Source organism: Enhygromyxa salina, assembly GCF_000737335.2.
In the GTDB taxonomy this organism is placed as follows: Bacteria; Myxococcota_A; Polyangia; order Nannocystales; family Nannocystaceae; genus Plesiocystis; species Plesiocystis salina_C.
Genome location: NZ_JMCC02000041.1, coordinates 1 through 23,417, shown reverse-complemented (window position 1 = coordinate 23,417; position 23,417 = coordinate 1). Strand labels below are relative to the sequence as shown.

At 67.4% G+C, this 23,417-nt stretch carries 18 protein-coding genes; 7 read left to right on the top strand and 11 right to left on the bottom strand.

Features of this window, described 5'->3' with window-relative positions; translation table 11 throughout:
• Positions 1-2 precede the first annotated feature (2 nt).
• Both DB30_RS16845 and DB30_RS16840 read right to left on the bottom strand, forming a co-directional pair.
• Positions 3-815, bottom strand: a complete 813-nt coding sequence (locus tag DB30_RS16845; RefSeq protein WP_052550096.1) for an amidohydrolase family protein — start codon at positions 813-815, stop codon at positions 3-5.
• Between the two features lie 21 nt (positions 816-836).
• Complete coding sequence (locus DB30_RS16840; protein WP_052550094.1) at positions 837-2,876, bottom strand: bifunctional aldolase/short-chain dehydrogenase; 2,040 nt, start codon at positions 2,874-2,876, stop codon at positions 837-839.
• Positions 2,877-2,987: 111 nt separating this feature from the next.
• Between DB30_RS16840 and DB30_RS16835 the strand changes: the two genes are divergently transcribed.
• Positions 2,988-3,332 carry an FtsB family cell division protein gene (locus tag DB30_RS16835; protein WP_052550092.1) on the top strand — a complete coding sequence of 115 codons (345 nt, stop codon included), beginning with the start codon at positions 2,988-2,990 and terminating at the stop codon, positions 3,330-3,332.
• A complete protein-coding gene (locus tag DB30_RS16830; RefSeq protein WP_052550089.1) occupies positions 3,329-5,602 on the top strand; it encodes a sensor domain-containing diguanylate cyclase in 2,274 nt (757 codons plus the stop codon). The genes DB30_RS16835 and DB30_RS16830 overlap by 4 nt, the downstream gene beginning before the upstream one ends.
• Before the next feature lie 8 nt (positions 5,603-5,610).
• On the opposite strand, the gene DB30_RS16825 is transcribed toward DB30_RS16830, so the two are convergent.
• Positions 5,611-6,180, bottom strand: a complete 570-nt coding sequence (locus tag DB30_RS16825; protein WP_165703810.1) for a DUF2231 domain-containing protein — start codon at positions 6,178-6,180, stop codon at positions 5,611-5,613.
• A 149-nt stretch (positions 6,181-6,329) separates the two neighbouring features.
• On the opposite strand from DB30_RS16825, the gene DB30_RS16820 reads away from it, so the two are divergent.
• Positions 6,330-6,836, top strand: a complete 507-nt coding sequence (locus tag DB30_RS16820; RefSeq protein ID WP_146659278.1) for a hypothetical protein — start codon at positions 6,330-6,332, stop codon at positions 6,834-6,836.
• Positions 6,837-6,842: 6 nt separating this feature from the next.
• On the opposite strand, the gene DB30_RS16815 is transcribed toward DB30_RS16820, so the two are convergent.
• The 5 genes from DB30_RS16815 to DB30_RS16790 all read right to left on the bottom strand — a co-directional run bounded on the left by DB30_RS16815 (position 6,843) and on the right by DB30_RS16790 (position 15,214).
• Positions 6,843-8,096: a TIGR04552 family protein gene (locus DB30_RS16815; RefSeq protein ID WP_146659277.1), complete on the bottom strand. Its 1,254-nt coding sequence runs from the start codon at positions 8,094-8,096 to the stop codon at positions 6,843-6,845.
• A gap of 675 nt (positions 8,097-8,771) precedes the next feature.
• Positions 8,772-11,390 (bottom strand): amidohydrolase family protein, encoded by a 2,619-nt coding sequence (locus DB30_RS16810; protein ID WP_146659276.1) that lies wholly within the window; start codon positions 11,388-11,390, stop codon positions 8,772-8,774.
• Positions 11,391-11,426: 36 nt separating this feature from the next.
• Entirely contained in the window at positions 11,427-12,989 is a 1,563-nt protein-coding gene (locus DB30_RS16800; RefSeq protein ID WP_146659274.1) for a choice-of-anchor L domain-containing protein, read from the bottom strand.
• Between the two features lie 108 nt (positions 12,990-13,097).
• The gene (locus DB30_RS16795; RefSeq protein WP_146659271.1) at positions 13,098-14,504 is read right to left on the bottom strand and encodes a single stranded DNA-binding domain-containing protein; all 1,407 of its coding nucleotides are present in this window, start codon (positions 14,502-14,504) and stop codon (positions 13,098-13,100) included.
• A 152-nt stretch (positions 14,505-14,656) separates the two neighbouring features.
• Positions 14,657-15,214 (bottom strand): thermonuclease family protein, encoded by a 558-nt coding sequence (locus tag DB30_RS16790; RefSeq protein WP_146659269.1) that lies wholly within the window; start codon positions 15,212-15,214, stop codon positions 14,657-14,659.
• Between the two features lie 117 nt (positions 15,215-15,331).
• On the opposite strand from DB30_RS16790, the gene DB30_RS16785 reads away from it, so the two are divergent.
• Entirely contained in the window at positions 15,332-15,835 is a 504-nt protein-coding gene (locus DB30_RS16785) for a hypothetical protein (RefSeq protein WP_052550075.1), read from the top strand.
• A gap of 397 nt (positions 15,836-16,232) precedes the next feature.
• Here the strand turns inward: DB30_RS16785 and DB30_RS16780 are convergent, their stop codons facing one another.
• Both DB30_RS16780 and DB30_RS16775 read right to left on the bottom strand, forming a co-directional pair.
• Positions 16,233-16,406 (bottom strand): hypothetical protein, encoded by a 174-nt coding sequence (locus DB30_RS16780; RefSeq protein ID WP_153258341.1) that lies wholly within the window; start codon positions 16,404-16,406, stop codon positions 16,233-16,235.
• A gap of 28 nt (positions 16,407-16,434) precedes the next feature.
• Positions 16,435-16,803: a hypothetical protein gene (locus DB30_RS16775; protein WP_146659268.1), complete on the bottom strand. Its 369-nt coding sequence runs from the start codon at positions 16,801-16,803 to the stop codon at positions 16,435-16,437.
• Positions 16,804-17,282: 479 nt separating this feature from the next.
• On the opposite strand from DB30_RS16775, the gene lexA reads away from it, so the two are divergent.
• Together lexA and DB30_RS16765 are read left to right on the top strand one after the other, a co-directional pair.
• Complete coding sequence (lexA, locus tag DB30_RS16770; RefSeq protein ID WP_052550071.1) at positions 17,283-17,906, top strand: transcriptional repressor LexA; 624 nt, start codon at positions 17,283-17,285, stop codon at positions 17,904-17,906.
• A gap of 390 nt (positions 17,907-18,296) precedes the next feature.
• Complete coding sequence (locus DB30_RS16765) at positions 18,297-20,582, top strand: TonB family protein (RefSeq protein WP_052550069.1); 2,286 nt, start codon at positions 18,297-18,299, stop codon at positions 20,580-20,582.
• Positions 20,583-20,906: 324 nt separating this feature from the next.
• Here the strand turns inward: DB30_RS16765 and DB30_RS16760 are convergent, their stop codons facing one another.
• Positions 20,907-22,004 carry a peptidylprolyl isomerase gene (locus DB30_RS16760; RefSeq protein ID WP_205633005.1) on the bottom strand — a complete coding sequence of 366 codons (1,098 nt, stop codon included), beginning with the start codon at positions 22,002-22,004 and terminating at the stop codon, positions 20,907-20,909.
• 154 nt (positions 22,005-22,158) lie between these two features.
• Between DB30_RS16760 and DB30_RS16755 the strand changes: the two genes are divergently transcribed.
• Positions 22,159-23,040, top strand: a complete 882-nt coding sequence (locus DB30_RS16755) for a hypothetical protein (RefSeq protein ID WP_146659263.1) — start codon at positions 22,159-22,161, stop codon at positions 23,038-23,040.
• The last annotated feature ends 377 nt before the right edge of the window (positions 23,041-23,417 follow it).

The following is a 23,417-nucleotide window of genomic DNA, read 5'->3' as shown; positions in this document are numbered from 1 at the left end:
CGCTAACTCAGCCCAAACACCCGCTGGGCGTTGCCGTGCAAGTACAGCGCGCGCGCCTCATCGTCGAGGCCGAGGTCATCGATCTGCGCGACACACTGCGCGGGCGCGATCATCGGCCAATTCGAGCCAAACAGCACCTTCTTGCGGCCGTGCTTGCGCATGTATTCAACAAACTGCGCGGGCAACCGCGACGGCTTGTAGGCGCTCGTATCAATGAACACGTTCGGGTATTTGGTCGCAAGCGCGATCATCTCGTCGGTCCACGGATACCCAACGTGACCGCCCACGATCGTCAGCTCCGGAAAGTCGAGCGCGACATTGTCAATGTGCGGGATCGGCCGGCCATACTCGGATCCCCGCATGGGCCCGGTGTGGCCAACCTGCGTGCAAAACGGCACGCCATGGGCGACGCAGGCCGCGTAGATCGGGTAGTACAGGCGATTGTCGGGGGCCAGCTCCCACAGCCACGGCAGCAGGCGGATCGCCTTGAACCCGAGCTCCTCCACGCAGCGCCGGACCTCGTCCACGGCGGCGATCGGGCGGCGTAGATCCACCGATCCCACGCCCACGAACCGCTCGGGGTGCGCGCGGGTGATCGCGGCGACCTCGTCGTTGCTGAGCAGAGGACCGGTGGGGCCGTACCACGCGCTGACGAGGGCACGATCGACCTTCGCGGCATCGAGCGCGGCGATCGTGAACTCGATCGGGATCTCATCGGGGACCGTCTTCACGCCCATCCAGCGCAGCAACGAGGCAAACATTGGGTCCCGCATGAACGCGGGGGTTGGGTGCTGAATCCAGGCGTCGATGATCATGGTGGGACCCTTCGAGAAAGCTCAGCGCGGGCTCGCGGCGATGTTGCCACCGTCAACCGTGAGCACGCAGCCGGTTGTGCTCTGCGCCAGGGCGAGGTGCAGGAACGCCGCGGCGACGTCGTCAGAGGTGACCTCGCGCGCGAGCAGGTTCGACTTGAAGTAGGCGTCGACCTCGAGCCCGCGGGCGGCGGCGCGGCGCTGCACGTCTTCGCTGGACATCAGGCCGGTCCGAATCCGATCTGCGTTGACAGCGTTGGCGCGGACCCCAAGCGGGCCGCCCTCGAGCGCGTATTGCTTGGTCAGGGCCACCAGCGCGGCTTTGGGCAGGGCGTAGGGGCCAAACAATGGACCGGGGTTGAACGCGGCCTTGGAGGCGTTGAACAGCAAGAAGCCGCCCATGCCCTGGCGCTCGAACACGCTAAAGGCCTCGCTGGCAAGCCATTGATGGGCGAAAAAATTGACGGCAAAGCTGGCCTGCAACAGCTTGGTCGAGCAGCTGGCGATCGGTGACTGCGGGGCGTAGCCAGCGTTTGACACGACCCCGTCGAGGCCGCCGTAGGTCAGCGCGCAGTTTTGTACGCTGCGGCGCAGGGCTTGCTCGTCGCTGACGTCGACGATCTCGCTGGCCGCACCCAGCGAGCTGGCGACGGCGGCGAGGGCCTCGGCGTCACGATCGATCAAATAGAGCGAGGCGCCAGCGCGAGCGAAGGCGCGGGCGGTGGCCTCGCCGATCCCCCGGGCCGCCCCCGACACCAGCACGATGTGGCCATCGAGCGCGCGCGGCTGGCTCTTGCCAAGCTTGGCTTGCTCGAGCGACCAGTACTCCATGTCAAACAGATCCGTCTCGGGCAGCGCTTGATAGCTGCCGATCGCCTCGGCGGCCTCGATCACGTCGATCGTGTGCTCGTACAGATCCGCAGCGACCCGCGCGGCCTTGGGCGAGCTGCCCACGCCGATCATCACGCCCGCCCCCGGGGCCAAGATCACCCGCGGATCCGGGTCGAGCGCCTTGATGCTTCGGTGGGGCCGGGCCTGGGCCTGACGCGCGACGTAGGCCTGGTACGCGCCGCGAAACTCGGACAGCGCCCGCTCGATCTCGGCGACGTCGCCTTCGCCGGCTTGGCGCCCGCGAAGGTCGAGCAGCAGCGGCGAGGCCTTGGTTCGGATCACATGGTCAGGCGTGACCGGCCCGCGCTGCGAGACCGCGGCGAGATCCTCACGATCGACGAAGCGCCGGATCGCGTCGCTGCTGCGCATGTCGAAGTAGTAGCGCCGCTGCCCCTCGCCAAGCCGGCCGCGCAGCTCGGGGTAAAACCGCGAAGGCTCGACGCTGGGCGCCGCGCTGGCGGAAGGATCCTGCGCTTGCTGCCACGATCCGGCGTAGCGCTGAGCGGCGTCGACCGCCCACACGTGGCGCTCGTAGGACTCGCGCGCGCTCGCCCCCCAGGTGAACAGGCCGTGCTGCAGCAACAACAGCCCCTCGGCCTTGGGGTTGGCTTCGGCGACCTCGGCCGCGAGCTTGGCCAGCGCGAACCCAGGCATCACATAAGGCACCAGCGCCAGGCGATCACCAAACAAGGACGCACAGATCCGCGCGGCCTCGGGCTGGTCCACGCAGGCCAGGATCGCGTCGGCGTGGGAGTGGTCAATGAACTTGGCCGGCAAGAACGCGTGCAGCAGGGTCTCGACCGAGGGGTTCGGCGCGCTGGCGTCGAGCAGGCGGGTCCGCTGGGCGTTGACCATGTCCTCGTCGCTCATGGCCTCGAGCGCGCGCAGACCCGTCAGCGTGTCAAGCCGCACGGCCGGCAACCCGGCGGGCTCGATGTCGCCAAGATCCCAGCCGCTGCCCTTGACGCACAGCACGTCAACGAGCTCGCCCGTGTCGTCGACGAGCTGGGTCTTGACCGAGGTGTTGCCGCCGCCGTGCAGGACCAAGCTGGGCTCCCGCCCGATCAGGCGCGAGCTGTACACGCGCAGGGCGAGGTCCTCGTTGGCGTGGGGGGCGTTGGCGTAGCGCTCGATGTACGTGCGCGCGTCTTGATCCGACCAGCGGCTCTGCATGCGGCGACGGTTGTACCGCGCCCTGTGCAAGCGCGCAGGGGTCGGGTGCGTGAGCGGACCGATTTTTTGCGGGCGAGGGGCCGGATCCGTACCTTGCGAGCACCGACGCCGATGACCTGGCTCAATCGCATCCTGCTGGCCTTGTTCATCACCGCCGCGCTGGCGTTCCTGCCCAACTACGAGCACCTCGGGGCCGAGGATCTCGCGCGGGTCCGGGCCGAGCGCGACGGCTTGGTCGAGAGCAACTCGCGGCTGCGCGACGAGATTCGCCTGCTCGACGCCGAAGTCGACGCGCTGCACCGCGACCCCGACGACCCCAGCTCGCATGAGCGCGTGGACCGGGAGCTCGCGCGCATCGCTCGCGAGGACCTCAACATGATTAAGCCGGGCGAGCTCGTGTTCGAGCTGCACCGCCCGCAAGCCCCGCGCACGCGGGGAACCGGAGCTCAGCGATGACCGTACTCGCGCGCACGTTCTTTCGGGCTCGCCGCCAGGCGATCGAGTGGTGGGGTTTGATCGTCGTGGTGGCCTTCGCCTACCTGATGGCGATGGGCCAGTTCTCGGCGACCCGTCTGTGGTCGGGCGAGCTGCTGGTGCTGACGGGGCTGGCGGTCTACGCGGCCACGCTTGGCCGGGCGGTCATGCGTGAGCTCGGGCCGGTCGCAGGTGAGGGGGGGCGGCGTCGGGCCGGCGCCACGCTGAGCGTGGACGCGGCCCACGAGATCGAGCTGGGCCTGTTGCTGGTGACCGGGGTCTACATCCTGATCGTCGCAACCGGCGGGCTCGGGAGCTTCTTGTATCCGCTGGTCTACGCGCTGGTCTCGTTCTTGTTGATCGTCAACAAGCAGCGCTGGATCGCGGGGATCTGGCTGGCGGCGACCTGCGTGCTCGAGATCCTGGTTGGCTACGCGAGCGGCCGCGCCGGGCTGGAAGGCCACTGGGGCATCGTTGCGATGCACCTGACCTATCTGCTGTTCTTCGCGGCCGGCAACTTGCTGGTCCTGACCAGCCTCGCGCGACGGCTGCGAGGCCAGCACGCGGAGTCGGTCAGCGCCGAGCTGGCGCGGGTTCGGCAAGAGGCCCGCGACTTTCGCCTGATCGCGTCGCAGCTGCCGCTTGCGAGCCGGGCGGTCCGCAGCCGTGAAGAAGAAGAGCTGCGCATGGGGCAGGGGGCCGTCCAGGCGATCCACGAGCAGCTGTTCTTCACGATCGATCTGCTGAGCGTCTCGCTCGAGCTGCACACCGCGGCGCTGTTGTGGGTCGAGGCCGACGACGAGGAGCGCAAGCCGGGCGAGCGCGTTGACTCGCGCAAGACCCCGCGGCTGGTGATCAAGGAGATGGCGACGGCTTCGGAGATGGTGATCGACACCCCCACGATCGAGTCGCCCGGGGTGCTCGCGGCGGTGCTGCGGGATCCCAAGCCGCTGCGCCTCAAGTCGCTCGGCGGGCGTCGGCTGCCGCCCTACTACCAAGGGCCCGAGCCGGTCACGGATCTGTGCGCGGTGCCGCTGACCGACGGCAAGGTCGTGCGCGGGTTCTTGTGCGCCGACCGGATCGACAACCGCCCGTTTAGCGATCTCGAGCAAGAGGCGCTGATCAAGGCCGGCAGCCAGTGCCTGCGGATCATCGAGCAGGAGCGGGCGTTCGCGGCGGTCGAGCGGGGCAAGTACGAGCAAGAGCAGTTCTACCGGGCCAGCGAGCTGCTCAATCAGGCGCTGACCCTCGAAGACGTGTACGCCAAGACCTTCGCCGCGCTCGGGGCGATGGCGCCCTACGAGCTCGCGGTGATCACCCGTCACGACGCGGGCGCAGGTGTCCACGAGGTGATCGCGGTCCGCTGCAACGCGCAGCTGGATCAGCAGGGGTTGAGCGAGCGGGAGCTCGAGCACTGGCGCGCGCTGGCGAGCTCGCTCGAGGCCAAGCGCTTCCGTGACGGCGTCGCGCTGGTCTCGATGGCGATCAAGAACCGCCACCACATGCCGGCCAACGGCGAGTACGCGGACACCTCGGTCGCGGTGTTCGATCCCGGGACCAAGCTGGACAAGGCCCGCAGCGTGCTGGTGCTGCCGCTGGTCCGCGGTGAGCAAGTGCTTGGCACGGTCACGCTGGTGAGCTCGCGGGCCAAGGCCTACCCGCCAGCGGCCCGCGAGATGCTGCGGGTGATCTCGCACCAGGTTGGCGTCAGCCTGCAGAACGCCCGGATGTACGAGTCGATGGAGGAGCGGGCGACGACGGACGGCCTGACCGGGCTGACCAACCACCGCGCGTTTCAAGAGCGGCTCGAGCACCTTCACGCGCTCGCCGAGCGGACCGGGCAGAAGTTCTCGATCATCCTCACGGACATCGATCACTTCAAGAGCGTCAACGACACCTACGGGCACCCGGTCGGCGACGCGGTGCTCAAGCGGGTCGCGGCGATCTTCACCCAGCACGCGCGCAAGGTCGACATCGTGGCCCGCTACGGCGGCGAAGAATTCGTGCTGGTGCTGCCCGACACCGACGGCGAGGGCGCGGCCGTGTTCGCCAATCGGCTCCGCGAGGAGATCGCGGCCCAGTCGATCACCTCGGACAACGGCAGCTTCTCGATCACCTTGTCGCTGGGCGTGGCCGAGTTCCCCGGCGACGGGCTGGATCGGCACGAGCTGATCGAGAAGGCCGACCAGGCGCTGTATTACTGCAAAGAGCACGGCCGCAACCGCGTGACCAGGGTCCGCGACTTGCCCTGAGGTTCAGTTCAGCGCCTGACTGGAGGCTCGTCGGGGCCGATCACGCCGATCTCGTGGCGATAAGACAGCTCGCCGCCGAACCAACCGCTCGCGAGCAAGAGCCCCGCGACGACGATCGACAAGATCAGACCCGCGGGCAAAATGTGCACGATCGTGTCACCGCCGCGCAGGATCAGGTTCACCGTGGCCAGCGCCACGATCGCAACATTGAGAAACAGGTGCGCCCACCCTGCACGGACGCTGCGTGCTCGCGGTACGCCGATGAAGTCGATGAGTCCGACGAGGCCGGCCAGACCGGCGCCAACCAGCCCGGCCCAGAGCCCGTAATACGAGACTGATGCCCAAAACACAGACTCGGTCACCGCGAAAGCGATGTCGGTAACCGGGACGAGCGAGAGCAACGCGATCGGAAACGGCACGAGCATCGGATGAATCGGGTGACCTGCGATGGCCGCCTTGCTCGGTGCCCGGCCCAGCTGCCGTTCGGATGTCTTCTCTAGATTGGCGCGGGTGTCGGCGGTGTGGACGGGGGATGTTTGGGGTTCCATGCCCGAATATCTGTGCAACCCGCGTTCCACGCGGCTCCGTCGCCGCCACGGGTTCGGATTTTGCGGCCTCGCGTGCATCGTCAACGGCGTTGCGAAGCGGCCCGCTGGATCGCGGCGGGGGCGGCGTAGTGAAGGGTTCTGACTTGGCAGCGCACGCTTGGGTGGGGGATGATGATCGCGTGGTGAGGGCGGACGACTGGCGCGCGGGCGCGGCTGGGTGTGGGCGCGGGCTTGGGCTTGCGCTCGGGCTTGGACTTGCGCTCGGAGTTGGCGCCACGACGCTCGACATGGCGTGGGCGGGCGATGCCGACGACGGTTTGCGCGAGCCGATCACGGCGCAGGTCCGCGCGCTGCCGGTCCCCACGCTCGCGCCTGGTCAGGCGGGCGAGCTCTCGCTGTTGCTGCTCGAGGCACCCGAGCGCGAGCTCCCGCTGCTGACCAGGGTCCAGCCGAGTGAGCTCGACTTGATCGACAACCGCCTGGGCTGGTCGGCCGTCGTCGATCCGCTCGCCGTTCAGCCGCGCCTGCGGGTTCCGATCAAGGCGCCAACGGTGCCGGGCGCCTATGAGATCCGCGCGACCGTGGACTACTTCGTCTGCGGCGAGCAGTGGTGCCGGGCCAAGCACGGCGAGCTGCGCTGGGAGCTGGTGGTCGCCGATCCAGATGAGGGCGCGACCCCAGACTGATCGCCGCTACGACTCGTCGGCCTGGACCACGCGATCCAACAGTTTGTCCGAGTCGAGGGCCTTGGCCTCTGCGTCTGCGGCGGCCCGAAGCGCGCGCTGCAGCTTCTTGTCGGCCCGCGGCTCCGAGGTGACCCGCAGCATTCGCTCGCGGACCCGGGCGTGCTGCCGGTTCTTGTAGGCCTCGTGCGAGGACTCGCCCTCTTCGTTGGCGCGGGCTGTCTCGGCGTCGATCAGCTGGAACTCCGCGAGCACGAACACCATGTCGCCGCGGTCGTCGTCGCCCATTTGATCGTGGAGACCTGGGTTGTCGCGGGTCAGGCGATCGACGCGGACCGGCAGGTCGGCGATGAAGTTGATCACCCGGAAGTTGGCGCCGGAGAACTCGTTGGTCTCTGCGCGGCGGCCCTCGTCGGTGGTCAGGCGGCTCGGGCCAATCGCGAGATCGCGCAGATCGATCAAGCTGTTGACGGTCTGACCGGGGACGACGTAGTTGAACGGGATCAGCTTGCGCAGCATCGTCCGCAGGACGGGGACCAGATCCTCCGCGCGCTTGACGATCAGCCGAAACCGCAGCCGATCAAACACCCGCGCCGCGCTGGTCTCACGCTTGACGAGCATCTTGGTGAGCAGCGACTCGCGGGTCTTGCGAGACCACGCGAACTCGACCACGGGCGCGCCGCTCGAGCGCAGCTGATCGAAGATCGCCAGCACGCTCTGCTCGACGGACTCGAACAGCTCGGTGTCGGCGAGCGCGAGCCGGGTCCGCAGCTCGCGGGCGTCGAGGTGATGCAGGATGTGCATGACCTTCAACAGCACGCACGCGCTTCGCTGCTGTTTGCGCGTGCCCTTGCCCGAGGCCAGCAGCGGCAGCTCGATGAACGAAGCCGTGTACGCGACCTCTTCGTCGAGGTGGAAATTGAGCACGCGGTGCAGGTAGTCGACCGCGTAGCTGCGCAGCGTCTCGATCCGTCGGCGGTCACCTTCGTCGTCCCAATCGAACGCGTTGAGGGCCAGCAGCCGGCGAGCGTCGGCCTCGGTCTCGAGATCGAGGCGGTGCCAGTCGATCACGGACTCACCACGCAAGAGCAGGCGCAGCTCGTTGGCGTCCTGCAGATCGATCTCGTCGAGCGGCGACACCTCGGCTTGCCGCAGCATCTCGGACACCGAGAAGGCGCCGCGCTTTCGAGCTGGTGCGCCCTCGCAGGTAGAGGCTCGCGGCGAGGCTCCGGGGGCTGGCGTGTCTTGATGCGACTCACTCATGGCGCGACTGGGTGCGGTCCGTCGCTCCAGCTTAGACTAGTGAGCCGCATCACGGGTATGTCGAGTGTCGAAACTCGACTGAGCGAACTCGCTCAGTTGGCGCGACTCGTGAAGCGCAAGGTACCGACGAGGAGACCAATGCTGACGAGGGCGGCGGTGAGGTTTCCGATGTAGGCGAAGATCATCGTTTCTGCTCCGGTTGGGGGACTTCCTGTGAGTTACCACTTCGTTCGTCATCCACCTACAAAGTTGCAGATGTAGGTGTAGGTGTGACGATCGTGGTGGCGGCCAAATCGGCTGCCGACGAGATAAGGGGTAAGCGCAGTGAGAAGCCCCGAACGGGGAGAAACAACGGGTTCGGGGCTGGCGCCCCCAACACGCGGCAGCCCCTCTAGCACATTCCCAGAGCCGCGAAAAGACGGTCACACCTCGCATGTTTCACCCTAGTTTGAGTCGGCGCACACTTCGCATTCACGTTCTGCAGGGTCCGTGGGCGGGCTTGCGGGGTGAATCAAATGGCGGTTAGCTACCGTGGGAATGGTAGCAACGCGCGATCTTGCCTGGTCCGCCGCGGTAGCGAGCGTCGTCACCGGGTGCAGACATGCTCTGGCCGCGGGCGCGGAGGCCACGCGCGAGCGGGGCCGGGTTGGCGGCTCGGCCTGTGGGCCGGCTGACTCAGGGAGCCGGGTTGCAGTTGATCCACGCGATGTCAGCAGCGTCGCGCGGCTCGAGCTTGGTGTTCGAGAAGCTGAAGTCCAAGGTCCCGACGATCGAGGTGAACATGCTGCCAACCGGGCAGGTGTTGTCGAGCGCGAGGTAGTTGGTGTCGTTGATCCGCAGGCCGCCGGTCACGGTGAACTCGTCGAAGTCCATGCCACCGTCGGCGTTCTGCACGGTGATCGTGACGTCATTGACCTGCAGCAACATGGCCTCGTAGGGCTCGGCCTGCGGCCCGCCGGTTGCGATGCTGGCTGGGTCGACGACCAAGGGCTCGAACGGCAAGGGGCTGCCGCTGTCGACGATGACCACGCTGGGGTTGGTGAGCTCGACCAGGCCGAAGTACTCCGTGTAGACCCCGGTGACATCGACGATGTCGCCGACCGCGAGCGCGGGCTGGTTGCCGTTGCTGAACACCGCGAGCCCGGTAAACGGCTGCTGGGTCCCCGTCTCGACCCAGAACCCGACGTCGTTGGGGCGCACCGCGGTCACGTAGACACCCTTGACGGTGACGGAGCTGCCATCGGGCGGGTGATCGGGGTGGCTCTCGTCGGCCAGCGACTCGACCGAGGTTGGGCACGCGTCAAACCCCGGGTTCGACTCGCCACAGTCGTCACACAGGTCGCCGTGGCCATCTTGGTCGACGTCGGCTTGGTCGGCGTTTGGATCGTGCGGGCAATTGTCGGTGCCGTTCGGGACGCCGTCGCCGTCGAAGTCGTTGGCGGCGGCGTTGCTGCACGTGTCGAGCTCGTCGCTTGGGCACGGATCGCACACGTCGCCCAGCCCATCGAGATCTTCGTCGGGCTGCTGGTCCCACAGCGGCACGGCGCCGGACGAGAACACCGGGCTGAACACGAGCGGGCACAGATCCATGTCGTTGCTGATGCCGTCGCCGTCGAGGTCGTCGTCGGTTGGCCCGTCGGGGAACTCGATCGGTCGCCACGGGACGCAGGTCGGCTCTTCGATCGGGACCTCGTCGGGGCAGAACCCAAGCGGGTAGTCGGCGATCGCCTGCAGCGCGGCGAGGGTGGAGCTGGTGTCGTTTGACACGCACGCGCGCTTGGCCACGCCGCACACGTCGAGCGGCTCACAGCTGTCCCCACCGATCGCGGTGGAGGCCAGCAGCGCCGCGTCTCCGTAGAGCGGCACGCCGCCGCGCAGCACCAGCGCGACCTTGGTCTCGTGGCCGCGCACGACCGCGCCGTGGCCCTGCTCCCCGTCCTTGGCGAAGATCGCGAGATCCGCGACATAGCCCGGCTTGATCATGCCAAGCCCGGCCTGGGCCCCGACCGCGAACGCGGCGTTGGTCGTGGCCATCTCCCACAGCTGCTTGTCGCTGAAGTAGTGATCGAGGTGGACCTCGTTGAGGTACCCAGCGCAGGCGAGCTCGCGCAGCATGTTCATGCTGCCCGATGGCAACCAGTCGGTCCCAAGCGCGAGGTTGACCCCGAGCGTGGCCATCATGGTGACCGGCGCGGTCGCCCCGTACAGCACCACGTTGGAGCGGGGTGACCAGATCACCTGGGCGTTGGCGTCGCTGATGATCTGGGCCTCGTTCAGGGTTGCCCCGGTCGCGTGGACGATCGCGGTGTTGGCCTCGATCACGTCGGGGTTGATCGCCGTGCAGACCAGCTCGGTGTTGGCGTAGCGATCGATGCCCTCACCGATGTGTGGCAGGTAGGCGTCGAGCCCGGCGACGTGGGCCTCGCTGGTGGGGTTGTTGCCGAAGGTGCAGCTGCCGTCGCGCTGGATCCCGCTGGCGTCGTCCAACGGGAAGGTGTCGGAGTCGGCGGCCTGCAGCGGCAGCCCCTCGTTGTTGCCCGTGTCCACGTTGCGCAGCAGGCCGGGGCGGCCGCCAGCGCCGGCCGTCGAGGTCGCGCCGCCCATCACGAAGCGCAGCTCGGCGGCGAGGATGTCCTCGGTTGGCGCGCCGCTCGAGTAGGGCAGGGGGGCGTGGCCGTTGAGGCCCTCGCGCCAGTCGTGGCGGTGCTCGTAGCGATCGGGCCCGTCGCCGATCGGCCAGTTGTTTGCGTAGGTGATGTGGTCGTGGGTGTTGATCAAGCCCGGGGTGATGACCGCGTCGGCGCAGGTCAGCGTCGCGTCGATCGCCACCGGATCCACCGCACAGTCGCAGCCGACGCAGGTGATGAAGCCGTTGTCGATCAGCACGCCGCCGCCGTTGATGTACATGGTCTCGGGGCCCAGCACGTCGCCCTGGATCAGCAAGCTGCCGCCGGCTTGGCCCTGGGCATCGCAGACGCCTTCGCTGGCGGGGGGCAGCGGGTTCATGCAGTCGACCAGCGGCGGATCCCCGTCGCCATCGCCGTCGCCTGGATCCCCGTCGCCATCGCCATCCCCGTCGCCGTCGCCATCGCCATCGCCATCCCCATCTCCGTCGCCATCGCCGACGGTCATGCCATCGCAGTCGTCACACATGTCGCCATCGCCATCGCCATCGCCACCGGTCTCGGAGGGGCGGGTCGTCGCGGTCACGTCGTCACCCTGACAGGCGGTCCCGCCAACAAGCAGCGCCACGGTCAACAAAAAATTAGTGGAGGGCAAACCAATGATGCGCATGAGGGTCCTACGAGCGAGGCCAATATGACGAACAGGTTACGGCGTACTGACGCCGGGCGAGGCCGCGTCTAGCGACCAGCGCCAGTTATCCAAGAGCACGACAGCGTCAAACAGGTGGCCGCCGGCGTCCCACAAGCCGAAGCGTATATCGATGATCTCGCCAGGCTCGACGTTGCCCGACATCTCCAACCACCCCGTCCCGCCGCCGACCGGAAACCCGGCGCCGTTGCAGGAGTTGCCCGTGTCGAACGCGTCGAAGCCCGTGCCGGCTAGCAGATCGGGGCCCTCGGTGCACTCGTAGTACTCCTGCGGGAGGTCACCCTGGCAGCCAACGTTGCCGCTTGGGCAGACCGAAAACAGGCCGGGCGCGGTCTTGAGGATGTTGAGGCCGACCGGCCACAGGTTCTGGCCGTCGTCGAACACCGCGATGTTCTTGTCGGCCGGGTTCTCGGGCGAGCCGCTGTCGATCAGCGCGACGAAGAAGTCGTTGAACTCGCTGCAGACCCACTCGGGGTACTCGGCCGAGAAGAAGAACATGCGCGTGGTGAACGAGCGGGCATTGGTCGGCACGCGCACGCGCAGGGTCAACATCACCGAGTCGTTGGCTTCGGTGTTGCCCGTGGGGTTGAGGCCTTCACACGAGGCCGGAAACACGCCGCCGTTGGCCGCGACCCAGTCGGCCGGCGCTTGCACGGTGGTCCCCAGGTTCTGCCCGCTCTCGAACGCGGCGAAGTCCGGCGACGTCTGCCCGGGCGAGGCCGCGTTGCCGCTGGACAGCACGACCAGGCTCTCGCCGCCGCTGGGGACGATCCCGTCGCCAAACGCCTGACGGATCGAGCGCTGGACCGGGAGCGGTGCGCTGTCGCCGTTGGCGAGGGTCAGTTGGGCCGAGATCACGCCCCAGCTGCGCTCGGCCAGGGGCGCGTCTTCCATGGTGGTCTGGCACAGCTCGATCGCGCGGGCGTAGTGCAGGCCGGTGCTCGAGTTGCTGTTGAGTCCGCCGTCGCAGCTGGGATCGACCTCATCGGTCATGCCGTCGCAGTCGTCGTCGACGCCGTTGTCTGGGACCTCGAACGCGCCAGGGTTGACGAGGTGCGCGTCGACGCAGCCGACGATCTCGTCATCGCAGCAGTCACCCTCGCAGGTGCTCCAGCCGTCGCCGTCCTTGTCGGTGCCAAACAGCTCGCCGTTGCAGTCTTGGTCGATGTCGTCGTCGCAGATCTCGTCAACCGGCAACACCTGGTTGAGGCAGGGCCCCCAGGTCCCCTCGGGCTGGCAGGTGCGCGTGCCCTCGGCGCAGGGGCCAAGACCCAGGGTCCCCGCGGGGCCCTCGTAGCAGTCATCGTCGTCGCCCGGCTCACACTCTGGGTAGCACTGCCCGTCGGCCTCGTCGCACACGGGGCCGTTGGGGTGGCCGTCACACTCGGCGTCGCTCTGGCAGCCCTCGCCCGTGGTGGTGGAGGGGTTGTCGGTGCTGCTGTCTTCGAGCGTGGCGGCCGTCGTCACCTCGGTCTCGTCGGCGCCGGGATCCGCCGGGCAGGCCGCCAGCGTGATCACCATGGACATCGAGGCGAAGGAGGAGCGGAGCGATCGATGCATGGCGATATCCTATGGGCCGGCTGGGTTTGCTTGGGCCCCTGCGGCCGAACGGCGGCCAGACGGGCATCCCGCTGCGGCTGACAGCGGTGCGGCGAGCAGGTTGACTGCTCAGTTGGCGACGAGGTCGGCGTTGGTGCGTGGATCCAGCTTGTAGACTTCGTAGCTGTACTCGAGCACGCCGGCGATCGACGCGAAGCTGGCCCCCATGGCGGGCTTCATCCAGTCGGCGATCGCAAAGAACTCGTCGTTGACGCGCAGGCCGCCGGTGATCTCGAACTCACCGTACTCCTCGGGCGCGTCGGGGTTCTCGTTGGTGACGGTGACGTTCTCGACCTGGACCAGCACGCTCTCGAACTGCTCGGCCATGCTGCCGCCCGCGATCAGCGAGGCGGGGTCGGCGATGACCTCGGGCGCGGGGCTTGGGCCGCTCGAGTTGACGGTGACCGCGGACGCGTCGGCGATGGCGATCTGGCTGACACCGAAGGCCTCGGTGTAGAGACCGGCGACCGTGACATCGTCACCCGCCGCGACCTCCAGACCCGACTTGTTGGAGACCAACACCCGGATCCCCGAGTTCGCGCCGCCGCCTGGCTCTTGCACGTAGAACGCCGCCTCGGGATCGTTGCTCCACGTCAGCCCCGAGCTGGCGACGACGTTCTCGAGCAGCACGACCATGCCCTGCGGGACGTTGCCCTCGCGGATGTCGTAGATCGAGGTGTCTTCCACGGGCGTCGGCGGGCCGGTGTAGCCGTCGAGGTCGCTGGCCACGGCGGGCTGCAGCTTCCACTCGTTGAAGGAGTAGTGGAGCGGGCCCGTCACCGAGGCGAAGCTGCCCATGATCGCGACCTTGGGCAGCGGATCCACGAACGCGTTGCCGACCAGCGCGTCGCCAACCAGCAGGTACTGGCCAAACCCGTCGTTGGACGCTTGAATGACGGCGTCGTTGATCCGCACGCGCACGCCCTCCCACGGCTCGGCCGCAGGGTTGTCCCGGGCCACGTCGGCGGCGTTGACGATGTCGGGACCCGGCAGCCCGTCGCTGCCGACCGAGCCCACGACCACGAGGTCGCCAGGGTTCTTGATGATGATCTGCGAGGTCTCGTAGAACTCGGTGTACTCGCCGACCAGGTCAACGATGTCTCCGGGCTGCAGCTGCGCCGCCATCACGACCTCGTCCCACAGGTACAGCGAGATCCCCGACCACTCACCGCCCATCGGCTCTTCGACGAACACCAGCCCCTTCTCTGCGTCAACCGGCGAGGTCACGACCACGCCCTTGACGGTCACCTGGGTCTTGTCCGGGAAGCTGCCGTCGGACGCACCTTGTTGGATCGCGTAGATCGTCGTGTCCTCGCCATCACCGTCGCCGTCGCCGGTGGTATCGGCGTCGCCGGTGGTATCGGCGTCGCCGTTTTCATCGCCGTTGATGAAGCCGGTGCAGGCTGGTCCCGCCAGCGCGAGTCCGACGATGAGAAAAGAAAAACCAGGGAGGGTGCGAGGCGAGTGCGTCGTCATGATCGTGCCGAACCAGTCCAACCTGGGGCGTCGCCCAGGGTCAGGAAGGCTCATAACAAAAGATGGGTACCCGTCCCAGGCGCGAGGTGGGGCAAAGTGTTTTCAGCCTGGGCGAGATCTCCCACGCCAAGCCCACGCGATCGCGCGGCGCATCACCACTCGCATGTAACCTTTGCGCACGCGCTCCACATGCCGACGCCCGCTTGTTTTGCCGTGTTCTCGAGGTTTTGGTAGGCCGCGAACTTGGCGTCGCCATTGGGCGAGATGTGCAGGATGCACGCGTACCCCCCTTCGAGCAGCGCGCGGTTGACCTCCATGCCATCAACGCTCACGTAGGCGAGCAGCCGCCCGTATTGGTCCTCACACTCTTGGTCGTACTCGATGCTGATCGTCTGGCCTTCGACCAGCATCTCGTTGTAGGCGCTCGCCTCTGCGCCCCAGCACTCGTTCTTGCCTGCTGTGATCTCGGGGGTGTCGACCAAGATGTAACGGACGCGATCGCCGGACTCGAGCAGGATCGTGTCGCCGTCGATCACGCGATCGACGACGCCCGAGGTTGGACCGCAGCGATGATCGGCGCCGGTCTCGGTTGACGTGTCGGTCCCGTCATCATCATCGTTGGTGTCCCCGACCAGCGGCCCGCCGAACCCCAGGCACCCCGCCATCGAGGCGCTCGAGATCAACAATCCGGTGACGGCCACGTTGCACATCCATGACGGGTAGCATCGACGGCCTGGCACCCAACTGTTGTGCCCCAGTCAACGCCGGATGGCCAGCGCCCCGTCAACACGCTGGCAACTGGTGCGGGACAGGGCTAGCGTGGGCGCGTGGCGGACCACGAGGACCAGGACGACGACAGCGCCCCCGACGCATCCGAGAAAGCGGACAAGGGTGAGGAGCGCGAGGATCACGAGCGCGATCGCTCGTTCCGTCGGCTTGGCGACTCGTTGATCTCGAGCATCTGGGGTGACTCGAGCGCCGCGATCAAGCGCGGCCAGGGCCTCGTCACGGGCGTCGCCCAGGGCACCAAAGAGGAGCTGGTCCGCATGATCTCACAGGAGGTCCGCGGGTTCCTCGACAAGATGGACGCCGCGGATCTGGTCCAAGAAATTGTCTCCGGCCTGGTCATCGAGATGAAGACCGAGATCCGATTTCGCCGCGACGAGTCCGGCCGCCTCGAGCCCGACATTCGCACCAGCGAAGCAACCGTCGGGCACCCGGAAGAGCGCAAGCCAGAGCCGCGCGCCGCCAAGCCAGAGCCGCGAGCCGCCAAACCGGATCCACGATCCCCCAAGCCCGCCGACGGCTCCAAGCCCAACTCGGAAAAATAGCCGAGCCGTCACGCAGACGGCCAGCCCCTTGGGAGCGAGGCAAGCCGAGATCGACACGTAGTTGGAGCGCCCTCCGGTGGCCGTAGGTACCCAGACCAAGAGCCCCCGCGAGGGGACCACCCCAGCGAACAAGAGCGAAGCGAGTGACCTGCGAAGTGCGAAGCCGTATGTGGGGGTAAAGAAAGAAGCCCCCTCCTAGGGGGCCACACATGCGGTAGCGAACAGCCAGCCCATTGGGAGCGAGCGAAGCGAGTGACCGCGAAGTGCGAAGCCGTATGTGGGGGTAAAAAAAGAAGCCCCCTTGTAGGGGGCCACACATGCGGTAGCGAACAGCCAGCCCATTGGGAGCGAGCGAAGCGAGTGACCGCGAAGTGCGAAAGCGTATGTGGGGGTAAAATTACACCTCTGGGGGCTCGGAGGTGGTTGAGCGGAGCGCGTCGTCCTCGTCGTCCTCGCCTCCTTTCTTGTCCTTGTCTTGCGGCAGCACGCGCTGGGCCACGAACTTGGCCAGCTCCGAGCCGATGCGCAGTCCAAATCCGGTGACGATTGCGCGGACCAACAGGTTCCTCATGACGGACGCTCGTGGTTGATGCTGCGGTTCACCGGTCAAGTGTGGCACAGGTCGCGGTCTCGGGGCCGCCGAGCACGCCGACGCACTCGAGCGCGTCGATCGTCGCGCTCAGCTCGTCGCGGAGCAGGGGAGGGGTGTCGGGATCCTCCAGGGCTCGCTCGATCAGCGCCACGCGCGGCATCCACCGCTCGTGCGCGGTCTCGTCGAGCTCGACCTGTGCCCGGGTCAGCGCTTCGGCCTCGTCCCGGAGCGCCTGAACCCCCGCGAGCGCCTCGGGATCGACGGTTGCGGCGGGTGCTGCGTGGGCAGTCCGAGTCGCAACCTCGGTCCGCGGCTGGCGCGACAGCGAATCGAAGACGAGCCCCGCGGCGATCCCCAGAACGATCGCCAGCGCCACCACCAGCGGTTGTCGCCAGATCGACGAGGGCAGCTCGGCCGCGCGGCGCGGGCCCTGGCGTCGGTCCGGCCCTCCGTATGGATGGGACGGTCCAGCCGCGTCGCGGCCGCGCCGATCTCGTTCGGCCCGCCTGTCGTCCCCCGCTCCGACCTCGGATCCCGCCGCGACCCCCGTGGCGGCCCCCCGTTGGGGGTCGGGATCCGGGCTCGCTCGAAAATGGTGATTTTTTGCGCACCTGGCCACCGATCCAGCATCCTACGGCTGCCTCGCCCTTCGCCAGTTCTTGGCCAGTTTGGCCGACCGACCGTCCGACGGGGCACGCGATCTCTCGACGGCTTGACCTCGACCGCGACATTCCATACACATGTTCAGTGCTGAGCGCCTGTGCGCTTGGCCAGCCCCTGGCCGGGACTCCTCAACCCAAACCGGCCAAGCGTTCAGGTCTCCCTCGAGACCTGGCCACCCCTGGAGAGAAACCAGTGCGACAGCCTCTAACTGCCCGTCAGCGCGAAGCGCTCGATTACATCTCCTACTGTCTCGATGAGCGCGGATACCCGCCGACCCTCCGGGAGATCGGCGAGCACATGGGGATCCGCTCCACGAACGGTGTCAACGACCACCTCAAGGCGCTCGAGCGCAAGGGTTACCTCGTCCGCGAGGAACTCAAGAGTCGCGCGCTGCGTCCCGTCGACTGCGACGACGCCAAGGTCTCGATCCCGATCGTCGGCCAAGTCGCCGCCGGTCAGCCGATCCTCGCTCAAGAGAACGTCAGCGATCGGGTCACGATCGACCGCTTCTTCATCGGCAAGGCGCCCTCCAAAGAGGTCTTTGGTCTCGTGATCCGCGGCGAGTCGATGATCGACGACGGCATCTACGACGGCGACTACATCTTCGTTCGCAAGCAGTCCACCGCCGAGAACGGCGAGATCGTGGTCGCCATGATCGACGGCGAGGCGACCTGCAAGCGGATCTTCCACGAGGGTGACCGCGTCCGGTTGCAGCCGGCCAACTCGACCATGCAGCCGATCGTCGTCCACCGCTCGGAGTTCCGGGCGATCGACATCATCGGCAAGGTCGTCGGCATCTACCGCCGCATGCACTAGTCGTTACCCCCACAGGCGGTTTCGCACCTCGGGGTCACTCGCTTCGCTCGCTCCCAACGGGCCGTTTGTTCGCATCCGCATGTGTGGCCCCCTAGGAGGGGGCTCTTGTCTGGGCACCTGGAGTTTGGCGGGTGCCTCTCCATTTGCGTGGTCGATTGTGACCCCCACAGGCGGTTTCGCACCTCGCATCCGCATGTGTGGCCCCCTCGAAGGGGGCTCTCGTCTGGGCACCTGGAGTTTGGCGGGTGCCTCTCCATTTGCGTGACCTTGGACTTCGCCGACTGCGGCCGCTGACGCGTCTGGGTCGCTTCGCTCCTCAGGGGCTGTGGGGCGCGCCTCGGACGCCGCTGGTGGCACGACCACCGCAGTCCTTCCCTGCTACCATGAGGCGTGGCCCACCGGGTCTCACAGCAGCTCTCCAATGATCGCCGCGGCGTACCGATCGCCGTGGCGATCGTCATGTTGTTGGGCTCGAGCGTTGCCAACTTCGTCGTCGTGGGCAGCGCCGTCACCTTGCTCGAGACCGAGCCCTTCGAGGCCAAGCACGAAGAGCTGCTGGTCATCGAGCTGACCGAGCCCGAGCCGGCGCCCGAGCCCGAGAAGCCCGAGCCTGAACTCGAAGAGCCCGAGCCCGACGAAGAAGAGCCGGACTGGAAGATCGTCGAGCCGCCGCCGCCGGAGCCGGAGCCGGAGCCCGAAGCGCCCGAACCCGAGCCGGCGCCCGAGCCCGAGCCCGAGGTCGAGCCGCCGCCGCCGCAAGAGATCGAGCCGGTGCCCGAGAACATGAAGATGGTCGAGCAGCTCGACGAGTTCGACGACGGGCAGACCAACGAAGACGCCGACTATCTGTCCAACATCGATCGCAAGGTCGCCGAGCAGACCCGGGCCGAGATCACCAACCTCAGCCAAGACGCGCGCGTGGCCCAGGCCAGCCAGGTCGAGCCAAGCAACAGCCCCGAGCGCGGCACCGCGGCCGAAGACGAGATCCGTCAGACCGAGACCCAGCGCAGCGCCAAGGCCCTCCAAGCCCCCGATGTTCGGCCCGAGGACCGCGACCAGCGGCCCGAGCAGAGCGACCCCAACCCCGTGTCCATGCTGGCGACGCGCGAGCTCGCGGAGCGCGAGCACACCAAGGCGATGGAGGCCCGCGAGGATCTGGCGATCGAGGCCGACGACGGCTCGCTCGGCGTCGCCCAGCTCGAGTCGGCCAGCATGCTCGCCCAGGATCAGCAGGCGAAGGTCATGCGTCGGGACCCGCGCTACCAGTTCAAGCTGTCGCGCAATGAGCTCGACGCGCTCTACGGCAACGACAAGAACGCGCCCAAGAACGTCGAGTCACTGCAGCTGAGCAAGAACGAGGGCGTGTGGGACGACGCGCGCAAGGCCTACCAGTCGCCGCTCGAGAACATGGTCCCCGAGGTTCAGGTCGGCAACCAGACCGCGCTGAACTCTCGCAAGCATCCCTTCGCTCGCTACATCGCGACCATGCATCGCGACATCCACGAGGCCTGGGCGTTCGGCTACCTCCAAGCGCTCGAGGGTCGGCCCGCCAGCCACCCGCTCAACAACCTCGAGCTGTGGACCAAGGTCGAGATCGTGATCAACGGCGACGGCACGATCGACAAGGTCCGCACCGTTCATCACTCCGGCAACTCCTCGTTCGATGCCGCCGCCCGCGAGATCGTGATTGCGTCGGGGCCCTATCCAAACCCGCCCAAAGAGATCCGCAGCGGCAACGGCAAGATCTACATGCACTGGGCGTTTCACCGCAACGAGCGGGCGTGCGGCACCTTTGGCGCGCAGGCCTACATCCTCGACAACGCGGGCGCCGGCGACATCCCCGATCCGCACGCGGAGTACCACCTCGAGGGCGGCGGCGGCGGGCATCACGAAGAGCACACGCGCGCCTTGGTCCGCAACGACGGCTCGCCCACGCCGGCTGGCGGCGCGCCAGTCGGGGAGGCCGAGCAGCTCCATCGTGGGGGCGAGGGCCCAGGCGCGTCGCGGATCGCCCAGGGCCCAGCTCGGCCACCACCCAAGCCCGCGGATCCCGTCGCGGGTGGCGGTGATGGTTCGGGGGCGGTCCCGCCTCGCCAGGGTCCCTTCGTCGCCCCGGGCGGGCGCGGCTCAGGCGGCTTGGGCGGGGGCGGGACTGGAACCCCGGGCTCGTCGTTGGTCCCCGCACCCAAGAAGCCTGGCGTGGGGTTGTCGGGGGGTCGCTCGGGTAGCTCGGCGCCGCCGGCCGGTCCACCAGCGGGCAGCGCTGCCGAGTCCGGCACCAGCGAGACCGGCGAGCCAGCGAAGGCCGAGGTCATCGATCCAGTCGCGATCGAGGTCGCCAAGAACTGGGCGCGCGCGTTCGCCAAGGGCGAGACCACGACGATGGTCAACCGCAGCGCGCTGCCCTTCCACAGCGGCTCGAAGGTCGCCGCCAAGTCCAAAGAAGAGCTGCAGGGTCTGCTCGAGGCGATGTCCGAAGAGGTCTCGGGCAAGGCCGCCAAGGTCGGCGGCACCTACAGCGCCGCGGGCCTGCGCAAGAAGTTTGGCTCGGTCCCCGCCGGGGTCGAGGAGGGCGAGGGGCGGCTCTACACGGTCGTGGAGATCGGCGGCGACACGGTGATCTTGATGCTCGAGAAGCGCTTCGGCAGCTGGCGCATCATCGGCATCACCCGCTGAGGGGGTCCTTCCATTACCCCCACATACGTTTTCGCACTTCGCGGTCACTCGCTTCGCTCGCTCCCCATGGGGCGTTTGTTCGCGGGGGCATGTGTGGCCCCCTGCAAGGGGGCTTCTTCTGAGCGCTGTAGCGCGGGAGCTTCTCACCTACGACTACGTGGTGACCAAACTTGGTTGGGACCGCTTCGCGGCGATGGCGACGTGGTGACCCAGCTTGGTTGGGACCGCTTCGCGGCGATGACTACGTGGTGACCAAACTTGGTTGGGACTGCAGCGGGGCATCGCGTCGATGACCACCTGGTGACCAACCTTGATGGGACTCGGTTACTTGCGCTTGAAGGTCAGCGTCTTGATGACGATGTCCTCGAACGGCTTGTCGGGGATCGGGCGGCTCTGGGTCCGCACCTTCGACATCTCGATTGGAAGCGTGGGGTCAGGGCAGAAGCCGAAGATCGTGTGGCGATCGTTGAGCGCCATCGTGTCGCGGACGGTCACGAAGAACTGGGCGCTGCCCGTGTTGCCTACGGTCAGGCCGGTCAGGTCGTCGTAGATCGGCTTGTTGGTGGCCGGGTCGTAGGGGTTGCGGTTGGCCATCGACAAGTAGCCGGGGCCCTTGTGGCGCAGCTCGGGATCAAACTCGTCGGGGATGAAGTAGCCCGGCGTGCCAACGCCCATCGCGGTGGGGTCGCCGCCTTGCAGCATGAAGTCTGCGATCACGCGGTGGAAGATCGTGCCGTCGTAGTAGGGCGCCTGCTTCCACTCCTCGGCCTTGCGGTCGCGGGGATCCAAGAACGGACGGACGCCGCGGGCGAGGCCGACGAAGTTCGCCACCGTCAGCGGCGCCTTCTCTTCATAGAGTTCGCACTCGAAGGTGCCCATGCTGGTGTCGAACACGGCGGTGAGCTTGCCCTTGCTCACATCCGCCAGGTCCGCGTCGCCCGCGAAGGCCATCTCGAGGGTGAACGGCCCGTCGATCGGGTCACCCTGCGACTTGTTGTAGTTGAACACGTCGGGCCCGATCAGCCCGGCCTTGGGCGGCAACCGGAAGCCCTTGCGGAATTCACGAGCGACGCGCTTGTCTTTGCTACACGCGCAGCCCTCTCCCTCGGGCTTGTCGCAGGTCTTGCCCTCGGGCAGGCACTCGTCACCGCAGGGCGTGCCGACAAAGCAGTAGCGACAGCAGTTGTCCTCGGCGGGCGCCTGCTCTGCAGCTGGCGGCTGCTTGGTGTCGCCTGCGTTGGCGTTGGCGTTCGCGGGGGCCTTGCCCGCAGCTGCCTTGGTGTCGGCCTTGCCCGCTTCGGGGGGCGTCGCTGGGCACCCGCTCAGCGCGAGCAGCAGCGTCGCCCCGAGCAGCGTGGAGGCGGGCCCGATCGGGGCACAGATGAAGGAAGCGAGGCCGGTCGGACGTGGGATCTCAGGCATGGTCACGGCGGGCTCAGAGCTACCACGAAACGACGCGCGCTCGGAGCCCAAGCCGGTCCGGGCGCAGGTCCTGCGACCGTCCGGCCCCTCGCCTTGGGCTTCGCTGGGCGCTACTCTCGCCCGCGTGACGCCACGGGCTGCCAGGGGTGTGTTGATGAGTCGGTCCTTGCGCATCCCGCTCTTGGCCGCGGTCCTGGCTGTCTCGTTCGCAGGGGGCGGCTGTAAGAACCGCGACAAGGGCGGCACGATCAGCGAGCTGCGGGCGCCCAAGGACGCGCAACCGTGGGAGTCGGGCAAGGCGATCGCGTTTGACGATTCCTACACGCCCACCGCGATCAACCTTCAGGGTCGCGCCCCCAACGATGTCACGGACCAGCAGCTGTTTCAGGCCCGCCTGGGCCACGCCGACATCGTGATGTTGGTTCGGATCGAGCAAGTCTGGGGTCGCGGCCGCTACCAGGGCCGTCAAGATCAGTTCGTCGAGGTCGAGATCGGCGAGTTCCTGCTCGGCAACCTGCCAAAGGACGCCCCCGAACGCCTGCTGGTGGAGGTTGGCGGCGCCGACGAGCTCCCCGGCGCGCTCAAGGGCGAGATCATGCTGCTGTTCTTGCGCTGGGACGCGGAGTCCGAGCCGCCCTTCCACCATCACCTCATGCCGGCCAACGACGAGCTCGTCGCGCTGATCAAGGCGATGGTCAAGCACGCCCAAGATGAAGGCGTGCTCAACGCGAAGGGCGACGAGACCAGCGCCAAGAAGCGCGGTCGCAAGGGCAAGCGAAAAGGGAAGAAGGGCAAGGGCCAAGCGGACAGCCCGCTCGAGTTGGACGAGCCGACCACCAACGGCGGCCAATTCGGCGGCGAGTCCGGCGGCAAGCCCGGCGGCGGTGCGGGCGGTGTCGATCCCGCGCACGAGCCCGGCGCCAACCACGATCCAGGCCAGCCGCCCCCGCCGACCGGCCCAAGGCCCGACGAGAGCACCGGCCTGCAGAATCTCGGCGAAGAGCCCGACGCGCCTGTCCCCGAGTCGGGCGAATGAGTTCGCTGCCCTCGGTGAACCAGTCTGGGAAGGCGTCCGCAAGCGGGCGAGAAGCCCTCGCCCGAGCTGAGAACAATTGTGCGCGTCACGTTGTTCGCAATTGCGGGTGCGAGATCAGCGTCTCAAAACCGAACAAATTGGCCCGAAAAACTTGTTGGCCATCCTTGACTCGGGTCTAGAACGCAAGTAGAAACCGCCTCCCCCGACACGGACAAGCTCCGAGTCACCCGACGGGACGGCCGCCCACCTCAAACGGGCATCGTTTCATCGGGACTGCCCAACGGCTTCGGCCAACGACTTAGGTCAGGGCAAGCGGGGGCTTCGCTGCCTGAAAACTGGAGAGCAGGAACACGGACCACGAAACCGCACGGTCCGGT